This window comes from Sulfurisphaera tokodaii str. 7 (genome assembly GCF_000011205.1).
Classification (GTDB): domain Archaea; phylum Thermoproteota; class Thermoprotei_A; order Sulfolobales; family Sulfolobaceae; genus Sulfurisphaera; species Sulfurisphaera tokodaii.
The window spans coordinates 614,553-636,522 of sequence record NC_003106.2; the positions used below are offsets into that span (position 1 = coordinate 614,553).

Consider the following 21,970-nt stretch of genomic DNA (forward strand, 5'->3'; position numbering starts at 1 on the left):
GAAATCGAGTAAATTAATTTATGCTTAAATATGTTGAGTATACAAGGCATTCAATGGCAGAACCTTTAGCTACAGTTAATATATATAAAAAAGTTGAAGATGGAAAGGTAATTTCGACGTTCAAGATTTTGGTGTACAAGAATATGAGTATAACTGTCTTTGAGACTGATAAATTAGAAGGTGGACAAGTTATTGAAATGACTTCAGAGAAAATTGAGTCTATAATAAAAATTATAAACAAGTATTACGATGAAAAAACTGATGATTTAACAATTTTGGGAGAAGAGAGAATAGTAGATGAGATAGTAGATAAATTAAAAACTTAGGAATTAGCTAAAAAATCAGATGACGAAAACACTGGGACATCTGATTGATGAGGAACCATTCATGCGCTGATTAGCCAAAGATAAATTTACCCCATTTGTGTCTAAATACTGCCCCTATTATTAGGAAAACTACAGCCATAGGAACAGCAATATATGGCACTAATTGCCATCCTGGAAATTTTTCTAATTGTTCAGCAACCCATATCGTAATTACCAGAAATACAACTAGTGGGCCTACAGTTACAAACCAAGTAGTTGCACTCCACTTCTTAGAAGTCATAAAGTCTATTTAGAATTCATAAATTTAAGTTTGTTTATTTAAAACTTTGGAAATGAGAGAATACATTTCTTTATCTTTTTCTTGAATTCTTTTTAGACTCCATGGTTTCAAACCCTTATTTTTTACACCTCTTAAGACAGACTTTAGCCAAGATTCGTAAATCTTTCCACCACCTTTTTTATAGTAAAACTCCTCTAACCTTTTTATAGCTTCATCCTCAGATAATCCTTTAATGTTTACAAGATACCTACTTCCAACGTAGAGAATAAATCTTTTTCTAGCATCTTCTAGCCCTTCATCCAACACTTTATCAATCCATTCATAGTTTATTTTCCTCGGTTTTGGAGGGAAAATGCCTTCTACTTCAAAAAGAAAATTACCATTTTCATCGTAAACCTTTGATGTTTTTCCGTCAAATATAACATAACCAGCAGGTGTATCATCGGGATAATGTAAAAATATTTTAACTTTCATTTTATATTAATTGTCTGTCCAGTCATTTTTAACCTTACTGCACAAAATGAGCAGATTTCTCTATCCTTAGTTGTGGGCCTACCGCAAATCTTACAATGGCCTATTTCTTCCTCTTTTATATACTTCTCCTTTAAAGCTGGTTGAATTTTATTTATGAAATTCTCTACTAACATTAACATATAACCTGGTATTGCCTCTTCGAGCTCTTCTAATTTTCTCCTTATGGTATCTTGAGTAGCACCACCAACTCTGAATGTATGAGGGCATGAATCATATAGGAACGGAATTCCTTTTACTAAGGCATAAGTTAAAATTTCTTTCTCATAAATTAGGAAGAGTGGTTTAACTTTCGTTACTTTATATCCCTTTTCTGGTGGAGTTATGATATCTAGTCTTGCTAAATCTCTTACATCACCATTAAAATATCCAGCCATTATAAATTGTGCCATATCATTTAAATTATGGCCAGTCACTATCGTATCTGCTCCTTCTTCTTCTGCAATTTCTGTTAGAGTATACCTTTTTACTAATCCACAAGTACTGCATACGGGTCTTTTTATCTTATGCTTTGCGTCATCAATTGTAAACCCATACCTCTCTTTTATCCTTACAATTCTGTATTTAACACCTAACATTTCGAAATTCTTTAAAGCAAACTCTGTACTCTTTGAGGAATATTGTTTACCCATATCTATACCTAAATCAATGTTTATACCGATTATTTCAAACCCCTTCTTTTCACTCAGCTTCTTCATTAAATGAAGCAAAGTCGTACTATCTTTTCCCCCAGAAACTGCTACAGCTATTTTCTTTGAGTTTTCAAACATCTTATACTTATCAACTATCCTCTCAAATCTTCTTTCAAACCACTCAATAAAGTGATCTTTACATAATGCCAGATTAGAATAAGGGATTTTTATAATAGCCTTATTATTACACTTACTGCATTTCATAATGCTTTATAATACTTTTATCCTTTTAAGTTAATGATGGAAATTCTGGTCGAATTACATCCGAAGACTAAGATAGAAAAGATAGAGAGAGAAATTAAGGAGCTAGAAAGCTTTGACGGATTTGATATACCAGATTCACCATTAGGATTTCCATCTCCTTTACCTTCTGTAGTTGCAACGCTCATTAGAAGTAGGTATGGAGATAAGAGAATAATAGTTAACCAGAGACTTTTAGACGTCAATGAGTTATTTATTGCTTCTTTATCTTTAACGTCTAAATTAGTTGATTTCGAGATAGCATTTACTAGAGGGGATAAACCTAAAATAGGAAAGGAAATAGGTTATTTAACTTCGGAACAAGCTCTCTTACTATCAAAAAAGTACAATAAAGATTTGAAGGCAGGTTTAATGATAAGCTTTAGAAAGGAAAAGAGTGAGATTTTGAAGAGACTTAACTTCGAGCCAGCTGACTTCTTCTTGGTATTACGATTAGAAAGTGAAGATCAGTTGGAAGGCATTAATACTTCTAAATTAATTCCTTACATTATAATAAAGACAGAAAAAAACAAGACTTTAGCTGATTCGTTATCACAGCCAGTTTTTGATGAGAATGTTGTATTAGATTTTATTTATAAGCTTGAGGATAAAGGAATAGAAGGGATTTTATTATCTGCATTAGGTGACATAGAAGCTTTAAACAGAATAATCAAAAAATATTAGGTGATGATAAAAAATAATCGGATTTATGAAGAGCGGTGTAGGGTCTGACTTTTAATATAATCTACAACACACGGCAAAAACTCTTCGACTCTTTCTCTAACTACAATATCCGCTATGTTATCAAGAGGTGTTTCTTCTGCATTTAAAATGATCAGTTTTCCACCCATTTCTTTAACAGTTAGGGGTATCATGTTTGCTGGATATACTGTTAATGAGCTTCCAATTGCCAAAACTAAATCAGCTTCTCTAGCTATCTCTAAAGCCGATGAAATATTATATACTGGCTCACCAAATAAAACGACATCTGGTCTTATTACTCCTCCGCACTCACATTTAGGTGGTAGTCCCTCTTTATCTATTTTATCTAATACCGTATCACTATCATAAGTTTTCAGACAGTTCACACAATAACATTTTCTCATATTTCCGTGAAGTTCAATTACATTTCTTGAACCAGCTAATTGATGTAAACCGTCAATATTCTGTGTTATTATAGCTCTTATTAATCCCATTTTCTCTAGTTCAGCTAATGCGTAGTGTGCTCTATTTGGTAAAGCTGTAAATAGTCCTCTCATTCTTAACCTGTAGAATTCCCAAAAACCTTTAGGATCTTTTTTAAAATACTCTATTGTAGCTAACTCTGGTGAGTATTTTTTCCATAAACCATTTGGTCCCCTAAAATCTGGTATCCCAGATGCCGTACTTATTCCTGCTCCAGTAAAGGCTATAGCATAAGTTGATGTTAAAAGTAAATCACCAACTTTATCACATTCCATACAAATAAGATGTTTGGAAAAAATAAAAATGATGAGTTTGCCGAGTACGGAAAGATGAAGAAAAATATTATCTGATATAACAAATTGTTGTATTATCTTCATTCTCTATTTTATCGCATTCTATTCTGCTTGTCCCTACTAGCCTGCTCAGTTCTTTTCTTAATTCTGGCGTTATATATAAAACTCTATATGCAGTTAACATAAACCAGGGATCACGTTGATTTACAATGAGTAATGTAGGTTTAATACTTTTTAGGGAGCCTAATTCTTCTTCAAAATTCTTATTTGTACCTACTACTCTATATTCTTTAATTACTGTTTCTCCATCCACTTCACATACAGTTACTCCATCAACATAAATAGTAAGTAAAGCGTTTTCCCTTAAGACAATCCTAGTATCTAAATTTTCTATTCCTATTTGATATTTACTAACATAATTTTCCCATCTTTTTAATTTTCTTCCTCTTAATTTTCTGTTAAGAATAGAATAAAAGCTAAATGATTCTATAATATCTTGTGGAGTTATTAGCATATAATCTGGATCTCTAAATATCATAGACCCCTTGCATTCACTTTGTTTTATCTCTCCGTCACAAATATAGGAGTATTCTGGTAATGGAGGAACAAGCAATTCCTCTACTCTCTTTGTAATTAATCTCACAATTATAATTAGTATCGTATACCGTATTATATTTTCTTATAGAAGCATGGAGAATCACATATTTTGTCCATTTTTAATTTTCTTTTTCTTCAAATAGAGAAATAGAATTTTACTACTAAATTATACTTCTTAAATGTAGTTAAAAAATAGATTTATTATGCTAACCGGGGATATAAACTTTATAAGCAAAATAAGAATTTTTGTTTTTTGATCAACTATGAAACAAAAGTATTATATCGCAGTACTTGTAGCCCTTTTGCTTGATATTATACTCTACTCAATATTCCCAGTGTATAATATAGCAACACCTAGTATTGGAGGACTTCCCTTCTTTTATGTATACCAAATAATAATGCTGGCTGTGACTACGATAATCTATTTAATAGTAGCATTCATAAAGGGGTGATAGAAAATGAACAATTATAATTTAAATGTAGATTATGTAACTGTCACTGTATTTTTGATACTTTTTGCTATCTTTACATTCTTAGGATTTTACGGAGCTAAATGGAGAAAGGGAGACTTAAATAAGCTTGATGAGTGGGGACTTGGAGGAAGAAGACTAGGGTGGCTACTGGTATGGTTTTTATTGGGGGCGGACTTATTTACAGCTTATACATTTATTGCTGTTCCTTCAGCATTCTTTGCTACTGGTTCATTATACTTCTTTGCTGTTCCTTATGTAGCCTGGGGATTTGGGGTAGCAATGCTAACGATGCCTAAGCTTTGGACAGTAGCTAGAAATAAAGGTTATGTGACTGCTGCAGATTATGTAAAAGATAGATTCAACAGTAAAGGATTAGCAATTGCTGTAGCAATAACTGGTGCTATAGCGGAATTACCTTATATTGCATTACAAATTATAGGAATGCAAGCAGTTATTGCCATACTCTTTATAGGACTAGGAATTACAAGTACAAAATTGAGTAGTGATCTAGCATTATTAGTAGCATTTATAATACTAGCCGCATTTACCTTTGTTAGTGGTTTAAGAGGTGCAGCGCTAAGCGGAGTTTATAAGGACATACTAGTTTGGATTACAGTGTTAACTACAATTGGAGTAGTATTGGCTCATTATGGTAATTTCCAAGGAGCGTTAGCTATAGCTCATCAAGTATCACCCAAAGTAGATTTCCTTGATTTACCACCTAAACTCTTCTTAGCTTATTGGAGCTTAGCACTAGGAAGCACATTTGCCCTATATTTATATCCACATGCTATAAACGGTTCGTTATCTGCTGAAAGTAGAGAAAGATTAAAAATAGGTACGGCATTACTACCTTTATACGGAATAGGGTTAGCATTAATTACGTTGTTTGGATTATTAATCTTCTTAGTACCAAACGCATTAAAAGTTGTATTAACTACTAAAAATGGTGCGTTAACAGTTCCTTCCCTAATTGCAGCTACAACTCCTGACTGGTTTACTGGTTTAGCATTTACAGCAATATTTATTGGTGGTCTAGTCCCTGCGGCTATTATGGCTATAGGCGTAGCAAACTTATTGACAAGAAATGTAATTGGCGAGTTTACTAAACTTTCGCCAACAAATGAGGCTAGGCTTGCTAAGATACTATCAACAGTATTTAAGTTTATAGCGTTAGCTTTCGTATTTATTGTTCCAGCAACATATGCTATACAACTTCAACTATTAGGCGGCATAATTGTGACTCAAACACTACCAGCAGTATTCCTTTCCCTATTCACTGATAAACTTGAGAAAAACTCTACTTTAGGTGGCTGGGCAGCAGGTGTAATAAGCGGTGTAGGGTTAGTGGTTTACGTTAACTTGATCTTGGAGCATTACGGTTCACTAAAAACCTCATTATTTACTACGCCATTAGGTCCTATATATATTGCTTTGATAGCTTTAGGAATTAACTTACTCGTAACGTTAATCGGTTCCTTGGTTGCATATGCTAAAGGTTGGAGACCTTATAGGAAAATAAGTGAAAAAGACTTTGAAGTAAAAGAAGTTGCAAAGTAAACAAAGGAATAAAATATTTTTCTTTTTGTTTCTTTTTACATATTATTAAAAATATCAAATAAAATTATGTCTTCAAGCATCATCGTTTCTATTAAAGATAATGAGACCATGAGAGGAATTAAATCTATGTAATCTTCTGGTATCTCGTCTCCTCTCTGAATTATTTGCTGTAATTCATTAGTTTTGTTTTGCACTTTTTCATAGGCTTTCTCAGCTTCCTCTAGTCCAGTAGGAGTCAACTCATAAGCATCATGTTTTCTAATAAATCCTTTCTTCACTTTCCTTACTAATTTCTCATTTTCTAAGACTCTTAAAGTAGCTTGAACATAATCTATCTCTTCTTTTATGTTATCAGCTATTTCTTCAGCAGTAGCACTTTTCTTATCGAAAAGATAAGCTAATACTTTATCTCTTAGATTCATAAAAAAATCTTCGTTAACGAGGTATAAAATCTTATCTTGACAGCATTACGTAATTCTCCCCTTCTTTTGTGATTTTGAGATCTTTTAATAAATCTGGCACTCTGGGTTTCTTTTCAGATACAAGTATAATTTCCTCAAAATTATCCTTTACCACAGAAAGGATTTTGTTTATAAATTCTTCATTATATATTGCTTGAAGAGCTTCTAATTTGTAATAATTCCCCTCCTCAAAATAATTTTTAAAATATTCTCTCCAAATATCAATAATTTTTCCATCCTTCTTGGCTGGAGATGAGAATAAGGGAATTACTGCAGTCTTTCCTTTTAAGTTATTTGTAAAATTCAGAGTTTTGAAGTAATTATCTACAACATCGAAGAATTTTTTCATATAATATGTAGCAACTTCTATAACATACACTTTATCTTTATCGTACTTTGCATGGAATTCACTATAAATTTGGTTGTAAGCCTCAATTATTTCATCTCTTCTGTTACGTATTACGTCATAATACTTTGCACTAGGAATTCTAACACTCATACCTATAACCACTATATCGTCTTTACTGATATCTAAGCTAGGCTTAAGGTCTGCTAATGGTTCAGCACCTATTCCGTAAATTACGCCTTCTCCATATTCCGTGGTAGAATAAAATACTATTCTGTAGTGATCTAAGAAAACAGCGTTAGGATACCATTGTTTATATTCTTCATGTCCTTCTTCTTTTATCTCTTCGATTGCTTCGTAAATTTTTTCGAATGCATCTTCATAACTATTAAATTTTCCATTCAATTCTCCATAAGGAATAAATATTGGTTCTCCTACTCGTGGTGTCAAATATTTTAATCCATAATATTTGGCAATATCATGTAGGTTCACATCCATAACAGTTTTCAGTGTTACTCTCATTTTTTCTGGTAAATGATCTATGTGATATATCTTCTCTTTTCCTCTTCTTAAAATTGGCATTAGGTATATGTAACAAATTATAAAAATAAAATTACGCTATTTGAATCATGTGAATACAAATGATATAGTAATTTTGACACTCCTTGAGCTTTCTATTTTACTTACAGCCTCTCAAACAGTTAGACTACTAACCCAAAAATATTATTTACCATCGATATTCGCAGAGTTACTAGTTGGTATAATTCTTAGTCCTTATGCTGTAGGCGGAATTATAAATGAGGTATTTAATGTGCACTTATTTGATATAAACTCGTATCTGACATTATTTGCGAACTTCTCGGTAATTTTACTGATTTTTGCTGCTGGTTTGTCACATGGCTATAAAAATTTGAAATCTTCTGGGCTTCTAGGTTTTCTAGCAGCAACATTCGGAGCCGTTATACCAACTATTTTAGTTTACTTTACCTTTGGTATAATTTATCCTTCTCAAGTTTCCGCATTAATGGGTGCTGCTAGTGCTGCTACAAGTTTAGCTGCTACTTCGTCAATAATAGAAGATTTCAAATTATATAGAAGAAATTTCGCTAGAATAGTTATATCAGCAGCAGCAATAGATGATGTAGTTTCCTTAATAATTCTTTCTGTTGTACTAGAAATATTAAGTATAAAGATTCTGTCATTTATAACAATTTTCTATAATATTTCATTAACTATAATTTCCTGGGTCATAGTTCTATTTCTTTCAATAATTATAATTCCACGAATTTTGAAATACATAAGAGATGATTTAGTTAACGATGTATCTTTAGTTATTCTCTTTTTAGTTGTTTTTCTAATGATTTTGTTAGGATTTGAACCAATTATAGCTGCTTTTATAGTTGGTATAGCTGTAGCAGAAAGTGTCAAATCATCGAGAATAACATCCTTCACTTCTTCCCTATTAGCAATTTTCGGTCCGGTATTCTTTATTTATGTTGGAATGGAAACACCAATATCCATATTTATAAACGTTGACGATGTATTATTAGGTCTTCTTATGACGTTTCTAGCAATAATAGGTAAAATTGCCGGTATATTTCCTTTTGCTTTTCTTTATACTAAAGACCTTAAGGAGTCTTTTTTAGCATCTGTAGGTATGTTACCAAGAGGAGAAGTGGGATTAATTATTGCGACATTAGGTTTATCTTCTGCAATACTTGACGTTAATCAATTCTCTCAAGTTGTAATTATGGCTTTGCTTACTACGTTAATAGGTGGTTCGCTTTTCTCATATCTTGTGAGAAAATGGATTTTAGAGCATTCAGCTTAAAGGAATTTCTTCACCATTCAGTTACGGTCGCACACATCACTAAGTTTTAATATATACTAGACTATAAAAGAATAATGATTGCATGTACAAGGGACTGTTATGATACTTGTATATTTGATTCTAATTATAAACCTTTGAACATTTTCCCTATAAACGGATTTACTTGTTCTAGAGGAATTGCAGATTTAAAAAGAAATGAGATTAACAGAGTGGACTCCGCTTACATAGAGGGTAAGCCTGTTTCTATAGATGAAGCCGTAAAGTATATAGTAAAAAAGATAAAAGAAACTAAAAGAGAAGAAATTCTTCATATTGACTATGACGGCAATCAAGGACTATTAACATGGTACTATCCTGCAAGATTTTGGAATGCAATTGGTTCATCATCTACTGACTATTCAATTTGCTCTGCTGAAGGGCACGAAGCTATTAAGATTCACTACGGTACTTCTTTTGGTGCGTTACCAGAAGATTTTGTTAGATATAACGCTGTAGTCTTTTGGGGATCAGAAGCCGTTTTCTCTTTTATTCATGGATGGAGAATTCTATCTAATAAATACAAGATAACAATTGATGTAAGAATGAGTGAAACCGCAAAAAGAAGTGAAAAAGCCTATATCATAAACCCAGCTTCAGATGCGTTTTTAGCAATTGGTGTTATTAAAACGTTATTTTATGAAGGTCTTTATGATCCTTCAATGATTGATAACGTCGAAATTCTAAAGAATTATGTAAATTCTTATGATTTCTCGTTGATAGAAGAGACTACTGGTTTATCTCAGGAGGAAATTGAAGAGTTAGCTGAACTTTATTACTATTATAAACCCTTAACAATAATTGGTTTCGCTTTAGGAAGAACATATAATGGCGGTGATGCTATCTCATTAATTTCTTTGATTCCCGCTTTATTGGGCATGAAAAGAGGATTCTTTTACTCAAACAGTCAAGGATGGGGAATAGACTTCTCCTATCTTCGCGGGTTGCATATAGCAAAACCAAGCAGAATTATAGGTATGGCTGAAGTAGGGAAAGAAGTTGAAAAAGGAAATGTAAAGTTTCTATTCACTTGGAACTCTAATCCTATTCATTCTTTGCCAGGAAGTGATAAAATAAAAGAAGCTGTCGAAGAAGGAAAGTTGTTTTTAGTTTCTCATGATCCCTTTTGGAATGAGACCACAAAAATAGCAAATGTTGTTATTCCAGCACCAACTTTTTTAGAAAAGTATGATGTAGTATATAGTTATTGGCACAGCTATCTAGTCTATAACGAACCTATTAGACCACAAAGAGGGATTACTGAAGTTGAATTGATGAAAAAGCTTGCAAAAGAATATGGGATTATTTCTCATCCTCTCATTGAGGAAAACGAATGGATTGCTGTAGATAACGCAATAAGAGGTACTGGAGTTTCTTTACAAGAATTAAAAGACAAGAAGATAGTTAAAATGAATAAGACTATTGAAGTTAACAAAGTTAAAGTTGAGCCTCTACCCAAACTAACTCCTCCTCCTAAGGGAGTTTACTTGGTCTTCTCTTCACATCCTAACCATACAAATTCTCAATTTAAGGAAATATACTCTCAGATGCCTATAGCATATAATAATCAACTTGATGGTATAGGTTATCTAGAAAATTCCAATGGGAAAGTTAAAGTACTTCTGAAAAAGGATGAGAGCGTACCCAACAATGTAGTTTTCATGTTTAAGAGTTCCTTAATTGGATTAGATGACAAGCCAATCAACTCGCTTATTGGTAGTGAAAAAGGAAAATATGGAGGAACTCCATTACTTAACGGGCATACTGTTAATATTAGATTAATAAAATAAATGTTATACTATTGAATAACTATTATATTGTAATACCACAAATAAAAGCATAATCTTAATTAATTACTGTAGTCAGACATAATCTTGACCAGAAATGGTAACAGTAAAGTTCAAGTATAAGGGAGAAGAAAAGGAAGTAGACATTTCAAAGATAAAGAAAGTTTGGAGAGTCGGAAAAATGATATCATTCACATATGACGACAACGGTAAGACTGGTAGAGGCGCTGTAAGCGAAAAAGATGCACCAAAAGAATTACTACAAATGTTAGAAAAATCTGGAAAGAAATAAACTAAACTATTTTTTGTTCACTTTCCCCTTCTGCTTTTTCTTCCCCAAAAATACATTTAAACAATTTTCCTTCTCCAATAAGCCGTATCCTATGTCCAGGGTTATTCCCAGCCCTTAGCTTAATCTCCTTTAATCTTCCCTCTCTAGATATAGTAAGAAGAACTTCTTCCTTAACTTCTATTTGCTTTTTAATTCCGTCCACGGCTATTATTTCGTCTCCTATATTTAATCCAGCTAAGTCAGCTGGAGAATTATCTTCAATAAACGTAATAACGTTATTCTCAACCCTTATACCATAGTAGGGTTTATCTTTATCGGTAAATATTATTTTCATATAACGGCCTAGATATTCTAAAATTGGCGGATTCCTCTTGTATACTAATTCATCTAGGTTTTTAAACCCTAAGCTCTCAGCAATTTCTTTTACATCAGCGTAAGTATATTCCCCTACCTTATACAGCTCTCTGAAAAAATCTACTATGCTCTTTTTACACTCATTATTCTCCCTTATAGCGAAGTCCATTAAAAGTCCTAAAATAAATCCTGCATCGTAATAGGAAATGCCAATATTAGGATAATTTTCGTCTCTTTTATAGAGTTTAATCCAAGTTAACTTAGATGATTCTGCAATACTCATTCTCTTAAATCCTAGGAAAGTGAGATTTTGAAGAATATTTGCGACAGCTTTCAGTGCATCATTTGCATTTATAACTCCACTTTCTATTAGAGATAAGAATGCCATGTAGTCAGTTAAACCTTCAGCAACCCAGAGTAGCTCAGTATAATTTTCATGTTCGTAGTCGATCTTTAAATCCTTCGGTTTAATTCTCTTTATATTCCATCTGTGAAAGTACTCATGAGCAAATAACCATAAAAGATCTTTTCTATCCCAAGTAGTAACTATTGCAGAAGAATCTTTATGCTCTATTCCCCCTAGGTTTTTATCACTTCTTCTAAAGAAGAAAATATAATTTGGCAAAGAATCTGGGAGATAAGAATCTATCACACGTATAACATTTCTAAGCTTTTCTACTTCTGTGAAATCATCTATAGTTGAAATTGAGTGCTTTTCGTCAATCTCAATCAGTTTTAGATGTGGTGATGCTTGGATAGGTGAGTCAGCGAATTCGTCATAGTTATCTCCACAATACCATTCACCTTCTTTTCTTAAAGTAGTATGAATAGGCCACTTAACATTAATTTTTACACAATACTTTTCATTTAGATCTTGAAATGGGAATAAGGACACCGGATTTATGAAAAGATAATCTGACAGTGAAATAACCTCTCTTTGATCCTTTGAGTTCGCGTAATAAATGTATTTGAATTTTCCATTTATCCAAAATTTATTTTTAGAAATTTGATAGCCATAATCATAAAATATCACGTTTCTTTCTTGTTCCCTTATAAAATATGAGCCAGGAACCCATGTAGGAAAAGTTATTATCCCTTCTCTACCTTCTCCTTCAACTTCAATATATCTATTTCTTGGTGTTACAATAAATCTCATATGACATATTCTGACAATCTTAGAAGCTTTAATGTTTTATCCATAGCAGATATTGCGAAGCCACACTTTTGGACATTCCTACTAATCCACAGTAAAAATACGGGTTAATGGAAGATTTTGTCTTTTTATAATTATTGAAATATTGGCTTTAATTTATAATCTCACTTTCCTAAATTTACTCGTGGAAGAACTAATTAAAAGAGCTAAAGAGAAAGGTATTGATGTAGAAGATGTACTGATTAGAGAAATATCTAAAGAAGACCCACAAGAAGGAATTAAATTAAGACTAGAAATTGCAGAAAAATATATGAATGAAGCATATGAGTACTTGAATAAAGGCGACTCTATTCAAGCATCTGAGAAAGCTTATAAGGTCGCTGAGGAAGTAGTAAAAGCCTTAGCTGAGAAATTTAATACTGAAGAATATAAACAAGCTATAACTGAAGGTAGATGGTATACGTATTTACTTGTAAGTACTACTAACGATCTGTCAAAGAGATTAGGTGATTGGGTTTCTGACGGATGGAATGCGGGTTATGTCTTACATGTTTGGGGATTTCATGAAGGCAAATTAAGTGTTAATAAAATTACCGTAAATATGGAGAAAGTGAAGAAAATGTTAGAAAATGCAAAAAGTATATTAATGTCTTAATTTTTAAAGAATGCTTGACAAAGTAATTAATTTCATGAGATTTTGAAACAGAAATATAGTAAGATTAGATTAGTTAGGTCTACGTTTATGGAGGCTTTATAAACTATTACCTTTTAAATATCATAAGTAGAAAAATCTTCTTTAAAAAATTATTTAGATAAATATCTTATGGATCAGATATCAGTCTGTAGCCTTACTTATTACAACTAAATATATCTTTTCTCGATCAAGGTAATTAAAAATATTCCTATGATTCTATATGGTTCTCAAGATTCGTATCTTTCTTTTTAAATAAACATAATTTCCTTACCTTTTCTAGTTAGGTGACATAAATAGAACTGCATAGTATAAATTATAGTCTCTCTAGCTAAGGCTTTGATTCATAAATTATAATGGAATTTAAAATATCATATACTGTTCTGAAATATTCTCAATTTTTCATATAAATTATTAAAATATAAAAATTATTAACTTAACTTGAATTGCAATTCCTCATTTACTAATAGCTATAGTTTAAGTAGAACACACCAGTAGGTATTATGTAGTATTGCCCATTAATATCGTATAGGGCACTATAATTTGAATAATATACATTAAGTGGTGTAGCAAGCTCATTTACTACATTTAACGACATTACAGAGCCTGAAAGTTGACTACTAGAAATACTAACCCCAATATTTACCATACCTAATTCTGCAATCAATGCTGTGAGGCCTCTGGCATTACAAGAGCAGCTAAAGCACCAACATTAAGCCCAACCTGAAACTCCGAATTAACACCATAAATTTCCAGACTTGAATATCTAAACCATTGACTTCCGCTTGATGAGCCAATATATGTTAGGTTATTAAAGTAAACTGGAGCTATACAACCTCCACCACCCCCCGGACTATAGAAAACGAAAGGCTTAATAGTTGAGAAACTATTCCTAGGCAACTCATTATAAGAAGTATTAGGAATATATGACTCATAGCAATATATTTTTGGTGCTACTGCATTCCCATTCTCCACTGACACAATTTCTGTTAATATTACTTGTAGAAAGTGATAAACTTGATAAATACTATCATGAGGTATATAATAAATCTCAGTCCAATTAACCCATGCAACTTGACCTAAAACATACAACTGACCAACATCATATGGGGACGGAGTACCTATTTCTGTCGTATTATATGCTTCAACTATACTGTTACTATCGCATACTGTTAATGATGGACCGGGAATGGTAACTCTTAATGGTAATTGGCCTAGTAGAGGTTGGGAAATATAAAATCCAACATTAACAGAATAACCTTGTTTATTAAAAAGTTGTTCCTCCAATATAGATTCATAGTAGTTTAGGTTGTTTTGTGGTCCTATTATTGTTGCTATTGCTATTGGTCCTACTGATTTGTTGTTTGGGTACCATGCTATGATGTTTGGTATGTATTCTGTTATTATGTAACCTCCACTTGTTGTTTTTATTTTGTTTTTTATTGGTGTTTTGAATTTTATTATTATGTTTTTTCCTCCTTGTCCTTTGATTATTTGTGTTATGTTTAGTGGTGTTGCGTATGTTTGTGTTAGTGTTGTTATTGTTGTTTGGTTTATTATGCTGTATGTTGCTAGGATTAGGATTGATGGGTAGATTGTTGTTTTTTCTTTTTTATTGAATTTTATCCATTGTTTTGCCCATTTATCTAGTTTTTTTACTGGGAATTGGTAGTATTGTTTGTTGGAGGCGTTGTATATTTTTTGGAATATTGTTCCTTTTCGTGTGGGGTAGAATGCGAAGACTGATATTGAGGCATTGGTTATTAGTTTGTGGTGGGAGTATAAGAAGATTTTTATAGTATTTGCTGTTGTTAATGCTTGCTGAATCGTAATATTTAACTGTGGATAATATAGTCCAAATAAGACTATTAATAATAAGATAATTGGAATAAAATAGTAATAAAATCTCCTCATAATAAGAGATATTTTCAAAACATATTAATAAATTTTTTCGCAAATTCTCCATGTAAAAATCTTCAAACAGTTCTTCCTATTTCGAACCCTCTATTCTTCATTAAAAAGTATTTTCATAATTTCTCTGAAGATTTCTATAAAATATTTATTTCAATTTCAAGATATATAACAAGAGATAAGTATTTTAAACTGTAAGATTTAAAGTTTAATATTTTTGAAAAAACATCTACTTCTACAATTTTCCACAAAATGTTTATGGTAGTTTACCTACACTTCGTTTTTCCATAGGCAGCCGATTAATAACTTTTCCCAAAATTCAATCATCAAAATGAAAGTGAAAAGGGTCATAGTGTGAATTAAAGAAGCAAAATCATTTGTTCTTCTGCGGAGTTTTTCTTATTGACATCATAAACACAGCTAGAAGTGGTAAAACTCCTATTAAACCGAGAACTACTGTATAAATTTCAGAATATATTAGTCCTAGTTGATAAATTATAGCAAATATAACACTTCCCAATGCCCCACCTAAGGCTTTTCCAGTATATAAGATTCCACTATTTATTGTAGAGAATCTAGTTCCAAAAATCTCACCGGCAACGTTAAAATATAAGGTTATCATTGAACCACCAGCAAATCCTATTAAAACTACTGATACTGGTAATTGATTAAGAAGAAGGAAACTGGCACCTATTGTTATGATAACATTAAGTAGTAATGTAGTCTTTACTATTCCTAATCTGTCTGCAATAAAACCAAATAAAGGTCGTAAACCTCCGCTCAGTAGAGGTAATATTGAAATTAGTGCAATTAGTTCTTCTTGTGGTAAATTTTTACCTAACACTGGTAATTCTGACGACATAACGGTTAAGGGTGTAACTGCGCCTACGAATGAGATATATATCAACCAGAATTTAAGTGATAAGATAACTTGCTTTGGTGCTTGCCCAGCTAAATTTTGGGGATACTCTGAGAAATAAAGGAGTAGTGGTAACAATATGACTTCTGTCAAACCTATTGTTAAAGTGACTATACGATAATTCCCAGCAAGGGCTATAAAAGGGTTCGCAATAGCTGACCCTAAACCAAAGCCCATTGATACTATACCAGTGGCAAATCCCATTCTATCCCTAAACCATTTCATTGCCAAATTTGCAGCTATTCCATAAAGTATTCCCTCACCTATGCTCCCCAATGACCATGCTAAATAAAAGAAGTAAATATTTGGTGAAAAGTACGTTCCTAGGAATCCAATAGCAGATAGTATTGCTGAAATAAATCCAATTTTTCTAGGTCCGCTTTTATCAGCAAAATGTCCTCCAATTGGTTGAAACCCAGAGGAAAATATGCTAAATAATGTGAATCCTAAAGCAATTTGAACAAGGCTGACGTTAAATCCTTCTTTAAGCAGAGGTTCAAGAGCATTCCATGAGTATTGGTACAAGGAGTTAAAGCACATTACAACGAATCCTATAGCTAGGTACTTACCTCTGCCCATACTTAAATAGTTGAATTTTAGGTAATAAACCTAATTACTAACACTCTACTTGCTCTAGTTTAAATTTATATAATTGAAGTTAAAAAAATAAATATGCCCCAATATCAAATCTTTGGAAATGATTTACAATATCTAAAAGTCATCTTAGCTCCAGGTGAAGGAATATATGCTGATGCTGGGCACATGATAGCAAAACAAGCTTCTGTTACGCTTCAAACAAGACTAAGAGGCGGAATACTCAGTGGATTAAAAAGAGTTTTAACTGGTGGCTCATTTTTTGTTACTGAATTTTACGGTCCCGGAGAGTTATATTTATCTGGTATTTTTCCGGGAAAAATTATCCAAATTCCTTTGGAGGGAAGAGGAATTTTAGCTGAAGCACACACTTTCCTTGCAGCTGAAAATAGTGTAAACTATGATACACAATTGGCAAAGCTTACGGCTGGATGGTTAGGTGGCGAGGGACTTTTCTTAGCTAAATTTAGAGGATTTGGGAATGTATTTCTACATTCTTATGGAGATGTTATAGTGAGAGATCTAGCTCCTGGAGAAATTTTACAAGTTGAGGCATCTCATCTAATGGCATTTCAAGAAGGAATGAACTATGATGTTCAGTTAGTGGGAGGATTAAGATCAATATTCTTTGCCCATGAAGGCTTATTCTTTGTGACTATTCAAGGCCCGGGTAGAGTATGGTTACATACACTAACAGCAGAACAATTGGCTTCAGCACTAATACCATTTTTGCCTCAAGGACAGCAAGGGGGAATTAATTTACCATTTTAAAAGTTTTTAATTCTTCTATGTTTTGATAGCTTATGAGAGTAAGTATAATAGGAGTAGGTAAGATAGGTTATGCTATTTTAAAAGGACTAAAAAGCCTTAATGTTGAAATCATAGGTACTGGAAGAAGTGAAGAGACCTTAGATAAAATTAAAAAAGAAGGCGTAGAGGCTACTAGAGACAATGAGTATGCTATAAAAAAGAGTGATATAATTATATTGGCTGTAAAACCTCAACATTTCCATTCCATCTTAGACAAGGTGAGTAAAACTGCATGGGAGGGTAAAAAAGTTGTTTCAGTTATGGCTGGTATAAGGATTTCTACGTTAACTAGGCTGACGAATGCTAAAGTATATAGGGCAATGCCTAACATAAATGCGGTCATTGGTAAGGCTACAACAGCATTAGCTGAAGAAAGAGATGAGGAAGTTGAAAGAATTTTTAGGACTATTGGAAACGTTTACTGGATTCCAGAGGAATTGTTTGATGCATGGACAGCAATAATTGGTAGTGGTCCAGCGTTTGTTGCAGAGATAATAGATGCTTTCGCACTAGGTGCTGTAGCATGTGGAATGTCAAGAGAACTTGCCTATCAGGCAATATTAGATATGGTAGAAGGTACCGTATATACTTTAAGAAAGGATAAAACTCATCCGGTTCTATTGAGAGATCAGGTAACTACTCCTGCCGGTACCACTATTAGGGGGTTAATGGTTATGGAAAGTGAGGGAATAAAATCAGCTATTATTAAGACTATTGAGGCTGCATATCAAAGGTCAATGGCAATAGGTAAGGAGATCGATAAAATGTATTAAGCTTATTAGTAATGAAATCGAGTATTACCTTATGATAGTAATATCATCACTTTTAGATAAAAGAATGAGTGATCATAATCTTAATGCTAAAGATGTTATTGATGAGATTCTGCCAAAGTTACTCAGCTCTGTCCATATGTTTAGAAGTAAAGGTGTTATTTATGCTGCTACGTTCACTAACAAGTACATATGGACTATGAAGATAAATACTCAAATGTTCTCTGTCGAAATTTGTAAATACAAGTATAAGTACTGGGAGCTTCCAGATCTTAATATTAAAAAAGTTGAATGTTATAGATTAATGGGAGAATTACTTGATTATGTTAGACAGAAATTAAACTCAGTAATCGTTCCTAGCAATATCTCTTAATCTTTCGTCCCCCTTAATCTCTTTTATAAAACTGTAAACACTTTTAGGAACTAGTTCGCTCCAACTTTCATTATTTTCCAACATTAGCTTTCTTATTTTAGTAGCATTATACATTTCCCTGTTAAACATTGGAGGTAGATCTACTATATATCCAGCTTCTCTAGCATCAGATATAACTAGAGGATTTCCGCTTACTACTACATCAAATTTGGGTGAATATAGTTCTAAATTTCTAATCCATAATCCACTAGTAAATGAATCCATTATTGGAAAGAATATAACTCTAGTGAAATCTACGTTAAATTCTTTGAGTCCTTTTTTAATCATAAGGATCCTTTCTCCTGCTGTAAAAGGGTTATATATAGTATGACTATCTTTCCCGCTTCCTACAACTATAATTAGTTCGTCATATTTGCTGAGTAACCACTCTATTACAGCTAAATGACCTAAGTGGAATGGCTGAAATCGTCCCGGAAATACAGCTCTCATTTCTTTTCCCACAATTTATATGCTAATTCAACATACTTATTAGGGTTCATAATATCATAAGGATCTATTAGGTCTTTTATCCCCTTCATTATTTTAAGTACTTCTTCACCATTATGACTAACAATTTGCTCTGCAAGTAGTTTAGCCTTTTGGTAACCAATCCCATGTTCACCAGATATTGAACCACCAAGTTCTATAGCTATTTTTGCTACTTCTTCAAAGATTTGTTCAGCTAAAGAAGTATCACTAAGCATAATGTTAGGGTGAAGATTTCCATCTCCTATGTGAGCTATTACAGGCATTCTGACGTTATATTTTCTTTCGATCTCTTTTAATCTCTTTATAGCATCAATTAATTTAGATACTGGAACAACTATATCTTCAACAAACATATACTTGCTCTCGGCCCTTAGTGCTATAGCTGATTGAGCCCTAATAGAGTAGATTTTTTCAGCCTCTTCTCCTTCAGCAATAATATACTCTCTTTCTTTTAATATATCTTTCAATTCATCAAGATAATCCTCTTCAACAGATATGATAAAGGCACCCCCTTCACTTTCTTTCAATCCCGCATTTAAATTCTTATTTAAAGCTCTTATAACATCTATGTCGATATATTCAGAAATTTCTGGTAAAATTCTCCTCTTCCTTAGCTCAATTATAGTCTCTGCTGTATCTTCAAGACTTTTCATATAAGCTAAAACTGTATATATTTTCTTTCTTGGCAAGGGCGTTATCCTTAGCCATATTTCCGTTATAATTCCTAAGGTTCCTTCACTTCCCACAAATAGATGTACTAAATCATATCCTCCTCTATTCTTTCTTAACGGTTCACCAAGCTTAATGACTTTTCCGTTTGGTAAAACAACTTTTAATGCTAAAACCCAATCCCTAAAAGTTCCGTATTTTACACCTCTCATCCCGCCTGATGAGTTTGCTGTTGCTCCTCCTACAGTACATAGGAAAAAGCTAGCTGGATCTGGGGGAAAGAAAAAGCCTTTCTTATTCAATTCCTTATTTAGATATTCTAGGTTAACTCCAGGTTGTACATGAGCATACCAGTCTATCTCATTTATTTCTATTATCTTATTCATGTATTTGCTCATATCAAGAAGAATACATCCATCACACATTAAATGCCCAGATAGACTTGTCCCTGCACCCCAGGTTACAATGGGTGTTCTAGTCTCTCTAGCATAATTGACTATTTTGACAATTTCCTCTTCATTTTTAGGATAAACAACTATTTTAGGCTTAATCTTAAATCCTACGAAATCTTCTCTTTCTTCTCCTTGACTGTATTCAATTCCTTCAAGCACAATTAATCATTATAATACTTTGTAATAATTTTTTTGATGTTATCGATGCTCTCTTTTATTTCCTCTTCGCTTGGTTGCTTGTCTAACAACGAGTATACTGACAATAAATGAGAACTTAAACCTAGTTTTTCTGCAACTTTTTCTATGCCTTTTGGCGTCCATTTACCTGTGCTTTCATTTTTGACTGCTTCATCAATTTTTTTAGATAAAGCTAGTGAGCGTATTATAAATTCCACGGACTTACAAAGTTTATCAACGGCTTCACTTAAATTTCCTTTTTTAAGAAATTCGCATGCTCTCTCTAAAGTTATTTGACTTAATTCAGAATAAATTTTCGGTTTCAAATCGTTATCAATATTAAATGAGTTTAGAACAACTTCTGCTATATCAGCCTCATCAACGTTCATTCGCATTAACTCTTTAACGAGTGTTGGCGGTAATCTCACAGAATAGTAAAAATTAGTCATAATAAAAAAGCGTTTATACTGTTAAAGACGCATGGTAAGGGACATTAAAGGCCGAATTTACAAGAAGTTTACTATATATTTTTTTAATTAAAATATAATTTCTGTTAAAATCTAATAATACTTTGATTCCTTCTTTCCCCTTATCAAATCTCAGTATACCACTATCATCACCAGCCTCCATGATGCATAGAACGCCTTGAGAGTAATACTCTCTACCTAGATGAAGAAAATGAGTTACAGCATTCTCAGCTGAAATCATAGCGCTCCTAGCAGTTTTAGCTGGAATCATGCCCTTAGCTAAGTCTCCTAGAGCATAAATCCTATCGCTATGTAAAAAGTAAGGTAATTTTACTGGAACAAAACCAGAATCGTCAGTTAAACCGGCTTTTATTACTACTTCTGGAGCTGAAAGAGTTGGAAGTACCGATATAACGTCAGTCTCAATCTCCTGATCATTACCTAAAATGACCTTGTTCTTCTTTATTTCCTTTACATATGTACCTTTTATTACTTTTATACCTCTTCTCTGAAAATATCCGTTTGCTTTCTCAGCAATCTTATCATTTTGTAAAATCCCAAATACTCCCTTAGGACTTTGAGTAACTAAATAAACTTCTCCTTTTATTCCTCTCTTTCTTAAAATATACTCAGAAATTAGGGCAACTTGATAAGAGGGTCCTTCAATTGGACTATTTCTAGCATTACCAACTAAAATTCTTACACCGTCTTCGGCACTTTCCAAAGCTTTTTTTAATCCTAAAAAGCCCTCAAGGGTGTGATGCATAAACGCAAATTCATGTCCTGGTATTTTCTCAAAGTTTTCCTCATAAGCACCACCCAATGCAATAAATAAATAATCGTAATCGAAAGTACCCTTAGTGGTTTTAACTTCTCTAGTTTGTGGTAAAATTTCAGTCACTTCTCCCTCAACGAAATCTATGTTTTTTACTCTTAATGCTTCTTCAGCATTAAATTCAGTATCCTCAATTTTAACCTCGTTAGTAAGTAATAAGGGAAAAATAGTATTTTCTCTGACTGTTTTACTTCTTGAGATAACTGTGATTTCGGCGTTTGAAAACTCCCTAATCCTATGTGCAACTGTTAATCCCGCATAACCCGCACCTAAAATTAGAATTTTCATACTTTAATGACTATTTATGAAATTAATAAGCTAAACGGTATGTGTAGAT

Annotated in this window: 26 protein-coding genes; 11 read left to right on the top strand and 15 right to left on the bottom strand. The window is 32.7% G+C overall.

All coding sequences use genetic code 11. The features are described 5' to 3' along the window. Positions 1-20: 20 nt before the first annotated feature. On the top strand, positions 21-326 hold the full coding sequence (locus tag STK_RS03540; RefSeq protein ID WP_010978609.1) for a hypothetical protein: 306 nt from the start codon (positions 21-23) through the stop codon (positions 324-326). Between the two features lie 70 nt (positions 327-396). Here STK_RS03540 and STK_RS03545 read toward each other — a convergent pair whose 3' ends face one another. From STK_RS03545 to STK_RS03555, 3 genes are read right to left on the bottom strand one after another with little or no spacing between them, the layout of a single operon-like run. Continuing rightward, complete coding sequence (locus STK_RS03545) at positions 397-606, bottom strand: hypothetical protein (protein ID WP_052846380.1); 210 nt, start codon at positions 604-606, stop codon at positions 397-399. A gap of 24 nt (positions 607-630) precedes the next feature. Further along, positions 631-1,080, bottom strand: a complete 450-nt coding sequence (priX, locus tag STK_RS03550; RefSeq protein WP_010978610.1) for a DNA primase noncatalytic subunit PriX — start codon at positions 1,078-1,080, stop codon at positions 631-633. Beyond that, positions 1,077-2,033, bottom strand: coding sequence for an ATP-binding protein (locus STK_RS03555; RefSeq protein ID WP_010978611.1), 957 nt, complete (start codon positions 2,031-2,033; stop codon positions 1,077-1,079). Before STK_RS03555 ends, priX begins: the two co-directional genes overlap by 4 nt. 36 nt (positions 2,034-2,069) lie before the next feature. Between STK_RS03555 and STK_RS03560 the strand changes: the two genes are divergently transcribed. Beyond that, on the top strand, positions 2,070-2,753 hold the full coding sequence (locus STK_RS03560) for a hypothetical protein (protein WP_052846903.1): 684 nt from the start codon (positions 2,070-2,072) through the stop codon (positions 2,751-2,753). A 23-nt stretch (positions 2,754-2,776) separates the two neighbouring features. Here the strand turns inward: STK_RS03560 and cobB are convergent, their stop codons facing one another. Together cobB and STK_RS03570 are read right to left on the bottom strand one after the other, a co-directional pair. After that, the gene (gene cobB, locus STK_RS03565) at positions 2,777-3,529 is read right to left on the bottom strand and encodes an NAD-dependent protein deacetylase (RefSeq protein ID WP_052846381.1); all 753 of its coding nucleotides are present in this window, start codon (positions 3,527-3,529) and stop codon (positions 2,777-2,779) included. 67 nt (positions 3,530-3,596) lie between these two features. Continuing rightward, a complete protein-coding gene (locus STK_RS03570; RefSeq protein WP_010978615.1) occupies positions 3,597-4,190 on the bottom strand; it encodes a hypothetical protein in 594 nt (197 codons plus the stop codon). Positions 4,191-4,407: 217 nt separating this feature from the next. On the opposite strand from STK_RS03570, the gene STK_RS03575 reads away from it, so the two are divergent. Both STK_RS03575 and STK_RS03580 read left to right on the top strand, forming a co-directional pair. Continuing rightward, positions 4,408-4,596 carry a hypothetical protein gene (locus STK_RS03575; RefSeq protein WP_052846382.1) on the top strand — a complete coding sequence of 63 codons (189 nt, stop codon included), beginning with the start codon at positions 4,408-4,410 and terminating at the stop codon, positions 4,594-4,596. 6 nt (positions 4,597-4,602) lie between these two features. Then, entirely contained in the window at positions 4,603-6,177 is a 1,575-nt protein-coding gene (locus STK_RS03580; RefSeq protein WP_010978616.1) for a sodium:solute symporter family protein, read from the top strand. A 35-nt stretch (positions 6,178-6,212) separates the two neighbouring features. On the opposite strand, the gene STK_RS03585 is transcribed toward STK_RS03580, so the two are convergent. Both STK_RS03585 and STK_RS03590 read right to left on the bottom strand, forming a co-directional pair. Beyond that, complete coding sequence (locus STK_RS03585) at positions 6,213-6,599, bottom strand: hypothetical protein (protein WP_010978617.1); 387 nt, start codon at positions 6,597-6,599, stop codon at positions 6,213-6,215. A 31-nt stretch (positions 6,600-6,630) separates the two neighbouring features. Further along, on the bottom strand, positions 6,631-7,566 hold the full coding sequence (locus STK_RS03590; RefSeq protein ID WP_010978618.1) for a hypothetical protein: 936 nt from the start codon (positions 7,564-7,566) through the stop codon (positions 6,631-6,633). Positions 7,567-7,615: 49 nt separating this feature from the next. Between STK_RS03590 and STK_RS03595 the strand changes: the two genes are divergently transcribed. The 3 genes from STK_RS03595 (at position 7,616) to sul7d (ending at position 10,930) form a co-directional block, all read left to right on the top strand. Beyond that, positions 7,616-8,815 carry a cation:proton antiporter gene (locus tag STK_RS03595; protein WP_010978619.1) on the top strand — a complete coding sequence of 400 codons (1,200 nt, stop codon included), beginning with the start codon at positions 7,616-7,618 and terminating at the stop codon, positions 8,813-8,815. 71 nt (positions 8,816-8,886) lie between these two features. Beyond that, positions 8,887-10,641 (top strand): molybdopterin-dependent oxidoreductase, encoded by a 1,755-nt coding sequence (locus STK_RS03600; protein WP_052846383.1) that lies wholly within the window; start codon positions 8,887-8,889, stop codon positions 10,639-10,641. Between the two features lie 94 nt (positions 10,642-10,735). Further along, the gene (gene sul7d / locus STK_RS03605; RefSeq protein ID WP_010978621.1) at positions 10,736-10,930 is read left to right on the top strand and encodes a Sul7d family chromatin protein; all 195 of its coding nucleotides are present in this window, start codon (positions 10,736-10,738) and stop codon (positions 10,928-10,930) included. Between the two features lies 1 nt (position 10,931). Here sul7d and STK_RS03610 read toward each other — a convergent pair whose 3' ends face one another. Beyond that, positions 10,932-12,440, bottom strand: coding sequence for a M61 family metallopeptidase (locus STK_RS03610; protein ID WP_010978622.1), 1,509 nt, complete (start codon positions 12,438-12,440; stop codon positions 10,932-10,934). 181 nt (positions 12,441-12,621) lie between these two features. Between STK_RS03610 and STK_RS03615 the strand changes: the two genes are divergently transcribed. After that, positions 12,622-13,092, top strand: a complete 471-nt coding sequence (locus STK_RS03615) for a PaREP1 family protein (protein ID WP_010978623.1) — start codon at positions 12,622-12,624, stop codon at positions 13,090-13,092. Positions 13,093-13,591: 499 nt separating this feature from the next. On the opposite strand, the gene STK_RS03620 is transcribed toward STK_RS03615, so the two are convergent. From STK_RS03620 to STK_RS03630, 3 genes are all read right to left on the bottom strand, one after another. Next, entirely contained in the window at positions 13,592-13,795 is a 204-nt protein-coding gene (locus STK_RS03620) for a hypothetical protein (RefSeq protein WP_052846384.1), read from the bottom strand. Continuing rightward, on the bottom strand, positions 13,792-15,042 hold the full coding sequence (locus STK_RS03625) for a hypothetical protein (RefSeq protein ID WP_010978624.1): 1,251 nt from the start codon (positions 15,040-15,042) through the stop codon (positions 13,792-13,794). The genes STK_RS03620 and STK_RS03625 overlap by 4 nt, the downstream gene beginning before the upstream one ends. A 370-nt stretch (positions 15,043-15,412) precedes the next feature. Beyond that, the gene (locus STK_RS03630) at positions 15,413-16,537 is read right to left on the bottom strand and encodes an OFA family MFS transporter (protein ID WP_010978626.1); all 1,125 of its coding nucleotides are present in this window, start codon (positions 16,535-16,537) and stop codon (positions 15,413-15,415) included. Between the two features lie 93 nt (positions 16,538-16,630). Between STK_RS03630 and STK_RS03635 the strand changes: the two genes are divergently transcribed. From STK_RS03635 to STK_RS03645, 3 genes are read left to right on the top strand one after another with little or no spacing between them, the layout of a single operon-like run. Next, positions 16,631-17,323 (top strand): TIGR00266 family protein, encoded by a 693-nt coding sequence (locus STK_RS03635; protein ID WP_010978627.1) that lies wholly within the window; start codon positions 16,631-16,633, stop codon positions 17,321-17,323. Between the two features lie 32 nt (positions 17,324-17,355). Next, positions 17,356-18,135: a pyrroline-5-carboxylate reductase gene (proC, locus tag STK_RS03640; protein WP_010978628.1), complete on the top strand. Its 780-nt coding sequence runs from the start codon at positions 17,356-17,358 to the stop codon at positions 18,133-18,135. A 31-nt stretch (positions 18,136-18,166) separates the two neighbouring features. After that, the gene (locus STK_RS03645; protein ID WP_010978629.1) at positions 18,167-18,505 is read left to right on the top strand and encodes a hypothetical protein; all 339 of its coding nucleotides are present in this window, start codon (positions 18,167-18,169) and stop codon (positions 18,503-18,505) included. Here the strand turns inward: STK_RS03645 and STK_RS03650 are convergent. From STK_RS03650 to STK_RS03665, 4 genes are read right to left on the bottom strand one after another with little or no spacing between them, the layout of a single operon-like run. Beyond that, positions 18,476-18,994 carry a nicotinamide-nucleotide adenylyltransferase gene (locus STK_RS03650; protein WP_052846904.1) on the bottom strand — a complete coding sequence of 173 codons (519 nt, stop codon included), beginning with the start codon at positions 18,992-18,994 and terminating at the stop codon, positions 18,476-18,478. The genes STK_RS03645 and STK_RS03650 overlap by 30 nt on opposite strands. Further along, positions 18,991-20,313 (bottom strand): FAD-binding oxidoreductase, encoded by a 1,323-nt coding sequence (locus STK_RS03655; RefSeq protein WP_010978631.1) that lies wholly within the window; start codon positions 20,311-20,313, stop codon positions 18,991-18,993. The genes STK_RS03650 and STK_RS03655 overlap by 4 nt, the downstream gene beginning before the upstream one ends. A 2-nt stretch (positions 20,314-20,315) precedes the next feature. Next, the gene (locus STK_RS03660; RefSeq protein ID WP_052846385.1) at positions 20,316-20,759 is read right to left on the bottom strand and encodes a PaREP1 family protein; all 444 of its coding nucleotides are present in this window, start codon (positions 20,757-20,759) and stop codon (positions 20,316-20,318) included. A 34-nt stretch (positions 20,760-20,793) separates the two neighbouring features. Continuing rightward, on the bottom strand, positions 20,794-21,921 hold the full coding sequence (locus tag STK_RS03665; RefSeq protein WP_010978633.1) for an NAD(P)/FAD-dependent oxidoreductase: 1,128 nt from the start codon (positions 21,919-21,921) through the stop codon (positions 20,794-20,796). Between the last annotated feature and the right edge of the window lie 49 nt (positions 21,922-21,970).